The following is a 3,901-nucleotide window of genomic DNA, read 5'->3' as shown; positions in this document are numbered from 1 at the left end:
CGGCCGGGGTGTCCGTCATGGGGGTCGTACCTCCGGTACGGGGCGGGTGGTCAGCCTGCGGGGGCTTCGAGGACGGTCTGGCCGTAGCCGTGCTCGCCGGCCTCGGCGGCCGGGCGGGTGCGGCGTCCGGGGACCCGGACCGAGGCGCGCTTGAGCCAGCGGTCGGTGCCGTCGTAGCGGGCCCGGAAGGGCGCCCGGCCGTGGACGACCAGGTCGTTGTCCACGACCAGGACCTCGCCGGGGCGCAGGCGCACGGCGACGGAGACCCGGGCCAGTTCGGCCGACAGGCGGCCGTACGCGGCCCGGTACTCCTCGTCGGCGTCGTCCAGCGGGGTGTACGCGGGGTCGTAGCGCAGGGTCGGTCCGTCCTCGGCGGCGAAGAGCGCCGGTACGGGCGGCGGGGGCCGGTCGGCGTAGCTCCGGGCGGTCCCGTAGGCGTCGTCGGGGAAGATCGGCAGCACCGGCTCGGTCAGCAGGCGGACGTCGGCGTCCGCGAGGCGGGTCCGGCGGATGCTCGCGGCGGTGGTGGCGATGTCGTCGTGGTTGCGCAGGCAGCCGAGCACCAGCAGGTGGGCGCGGCCGGGGTGGAAGGCGTCCTCGGTGTGCGGGCTGAGGAGCACCGTGCTGGAGGCTCCCGTCTGCGCGTGCTCGTGTCCCGGCGACGGGACGATGTCGTGGACGAAGCGGCCGCCCTGCTGGCCCTCCCAGGCGAGGGGGCGGCCCATGAGGGTGGCGAGCAGGAGCAGGACGAGATCGTGGAGCGTGGCGCTGTCCTGCGCGGTGGCCCAACTCGTGGGCGTGGGACCGAGGGTGGCGTCGTCGACGTCGAGGCCGCGCAGGAGGAACAGGCCGTCGGCGGTGTCGACGGGGCGGCAGTGGTGTCGCAGGGCGCGGCCGGCCCGGTCGGCCGACCGGCGTATGCCGGCGAGGAGTTCCGGGCTCGTGGCGGAGGTACCGAACTCGGCGAGCAGAGTCTGCGCGGCCTCGCGGAGTTCGCGCACGGTGGCGGGGTCGAGCTGGCGGACGGGCGGCGCGGCGGCCGTGCTCATGGCGAAGGAATCCGTTTCGTTCGGACGGCAGGGGACGCGGTGAGCTGGCGCGGTGCATCTCGCGAAGCTGGGCGAGAACGCGCAACTGGCCTGCGTCAACGGCGCATTGGCGGCCAGCGGGGGAACCTGCGGAACCGGCGGACGTCTCGAACGCTAGCAGGAAATTAAGGTAAGGCAAACCTTACTAATCGGTCGACCCGGCGCAGGATTCGGACATGCGTCCCGCCGGGGGTGACGGCTTGCGGACATGGCTGTCATGAGGGTAGGCAAACCTAAGTGCAACCCCCGTCTCGCTCAGTGGATCGAGGACGTACGTGAACATGAACAGGCGTCAAGTTCTGCGCTCCGGCGGCATGTTGGGCGCGGCGACGCTGCTCGCCGCCTGCTCCCCGGGGGCCGGCGACACCCGGGCCGCTCCCGCCACCGGGGAGGGCCGCCCCAGGAGCGGGGGTACGCTCCGCGTCGGTGCCCTCGGCCGCCCCGGCGCCCTCACCCGCGACCCGCACGGCTCCCAGGCCAACGAGAGCGACTACCTCGTCATCGCGTTGGTCCACGACACCCTCACCGTCCCCGGACTCACGCCCAACACCCGCCCCCGCCTGGCCGCTTCGTGGGAGCCGTCGGCCGACCTGAGGACCTGGCGGTTCACGATCGCCCGGGGCGCCGCCTTCCACGACGGCAGTCCGGTGACCGCCGACGACGTCGTCTGGTCCCTGCGGCGCCTGCGCAACACCCCCTCCGGGGCCTCCCGCCTGCCCGGCATCAGGCCGGAGAACATCACGGCCGACGGAACCGGCACCGTCGTGCTCGTCTCCGACTACGCCAACGCCGAACTGCCGCTCCTGACCCGCCTGACCACCTTCGTCCTGAAGAAGGACACCCCCGACGACGCCCTCGACGCGGCCCCCGGCGCAGGCCCGTTCCGGCTCGACCGGTACCGGGGCGGCAACGCCCGCCTCGTCCGCAACGACGCCTGGTACGGCGGCACCGTGCACCTCGACGCCATCGAGGTCACCATGTTCGAGACCCCGCAGGCCATGACCAACGCCCTCCTCGCCGGCCAGATCGACCTCGCCTCCAACGCGGGCGCCGTCGCGGCCCGCACCGTCGAGGGCCGCAAGGACCTCCAGGTCCTGCGCCGCCCCGACGACATGGCCATGCCGATCGTGATGCGCACCGCCGCGGGCAGCCCGTTCGCCGACCCGCGGGTACGGGAGGCCTTACGCCTGGCCGTCGACCGCGAGGCCATGGTCGCGCAGGTCCTCTCCGGCTACGGCACCGTCGCCAACGACATCCTGGGCACCGGCGACCCGCACTACGCCAAGGACGTCCCGCAGCGCCGGCGCGACCTGGACAAGGCCCGCAGGCTGCTCGCCGACGCGGGCTTCGACCTGTCCCGGACCTACGACCTCGTCACCACCGAGGACATCCCCGGACTGGCCGAATCCGCCACCCTCTTCGCCCACCAGGCCCGGGAGGCCGGCATCAAGGTCCAGGTCGTCAAGCAGGAGTCCGGCGCCTTCTGGGACAAGACCTGGAAGACCGGCGACTTCTACACCACCTACTGGGGCACCAACGACTCCGTGGTGTTCTTCGCCTCGAAGACCATGGTCACCGAGGCCGCCACCAACGAGGCCGGCTGGGCCGACCCGGACTTCGACGCCGCCTACCGCACGGTCCTCGGCACGGCCGACGAGACGGCGCGCGCAGCCGCCCTCAAGAGGCTCCAGCAGATCGAGTTCGACCGGTCCGGCTATCTGCTGTGGGGGATGGCCGACGGCATCGACCTGGCCACCACTAAGGTCCAGGGCCTGCCCGAACTCGCCGGCTACGGCCGGGTCCGGCTAGAGAACACGTGGCTGCGTTGAACCACCGCGCCCTCGCCCTGGCCGGTCACCTGGCCGTCGCGGTGGCCCGGCGGGCCGTGCTGCTGGTCCTCCTGCTGGCCCTGGTGTTCGCCGCCGTCGAGGCCCTCCCCGGGGACGCCGCCGCGGCGGCCTCCGAGCGCGGTGAGAGCCCCGCCGACCGGGCCGCCCGCCGACACCTGCTCGGCCTGGACCGGCCCCTGTGGGAACGCTTCCTGGACTGGATGACCGCCCTGCCCTCCGGCGACCTCGGCACTTCCGCGCACGGCCGGCCGGTCACCGAGCTGCTGACCGACCCGTTCCCCAACACCCTGCTGCTGGGCGGGACCGCGTTCGTCCTCACCGTCGTGCTGTCGCTCGGCCTGGGCTGCTGGGCGGCCGCCCGCCCCGGCCGGCTCACCGACCGGATCATCGGCCACACGGCCACGGCCGCGTTCGCCGTACCCGAGTTCGTCGTCTCCGTGCTGCTCCTGCTGCTGCTGTCCCTGTGGACGGGATGGCTGCCCGCCGTCACCGTCACCGGCGCGGACGGCGCCCCGGCGACCTGGACCATGCTGATCATGCCGGTACTCGCCCTGGTGATCCCCCAGACCGGCTGGAACACCCGCATCGTGCGCGGCGCCCTCGCCGACCAGGCCACCGCCCCGCACGTGGAAGCGGCCTTCCTCGACGGACTGCCGACCCACCAGGTGCTCCTGCGTCACGCCCTGCCCGGCGCGGTACCCGCCGTCGCCACCGGCATCGCCACCTCCACCGGCATGCTCCTCGGCGGAGCCGTGGTCGTGGAGACCCTCTTCAACTATCCGGGCGTCGGCACCGTCCTGGCCGGCGCCGTCGCCGCCCGCGACACCCCCCTCGTCGCCGGTGTCGTCGCCGGCGCCGGCGCCCTCATCAGCCTCGTCCTGCTCGCCGCGGACCTGCTCCGCGCCCGCGTCCTGGGAGCCCGCCCATGAGCCCGCCCACGACCCCGCGCCCGCACGCCGCCAC

Annotated in this window: 3 protein-coding genes; 2 read left to right on the top strand and 1 reads right to left on the bottom strand. The window is 73.6% G+C overall.

Going from position 1 to position 3,901, the window contains the following annotated elements; translation table 11 throughout:
• Window positions 1-50: 50 nt before the first annotated feature.
• Entirely contained in the window at window positions 51-1,049 is a 999-nt protein-coding gene (locus tag EF918_RS33485; RefSeq protein WP_125652655.1) for a TauD/TfdA family dioxygenase, read from the bottom strand.
• Between the two features lie 320 nt (window positions 1,050-1,369).
• Here EF918_RS33485 and EF918_RS33480 point away from each other — a divergent pair, with 320 nt between their 5' ends.
• Entirely contained in the window at window positions 1,370-2,917 is a 1,548-nt protein-coding gene (locus tag EF918_RS33480; protein ID WP_221889785.1) for an ABC transporter substrate-binding protein, read from the top strand.
• Window positions 2,905-3,867: an ABC transporter permease gene (locus tag EF918_RS33475; protein WP_260610924.1), complete on the top strand. Its 963-nt coding sequence runs from the start codon at window positions 2,905-2,907 to the stop codon at window positions 3,865-3,867. Before EF918_RS33480 ends, EF918_RS33475 begins: the two co-directional genes overlap by 13 nt.
• Window positions 3,868-3,901: the final 34 nt, after the last annotated feature.

It is taken from the genome of Streptomyces sp. WAC06614 (assembly GCF_003949795.1).
Taxonomy (GTDB): domain Bacteria; phylum Actinomycetota; class Actinomycetes; order Streptomycetales; family Streptomycetaceae; genus Streptomyces.
Note: the sequence above shows the minus strand (reverse complement) of the source record. Positions and strands in the feature narration are given on the sequence as shown.

Bases quoted from the DNA above. Each gene is read 5' to 3' on its own strand.
- EF918_RS33480 (WP_221889785.1), top strand. From the start codon at position 1,370: ATGAACAGGCGTCAAGTTCTGCGCTCCGGCGGCATGTTGGGCGCGGCG.
- EF918_RS33485 (WP_125652655.1), bottom strand. From the start codon at position 1,049: ATGAGCACGGCCGCCGCGCCGCCCGTCCGCCAGCTCGACCCCGCCACC.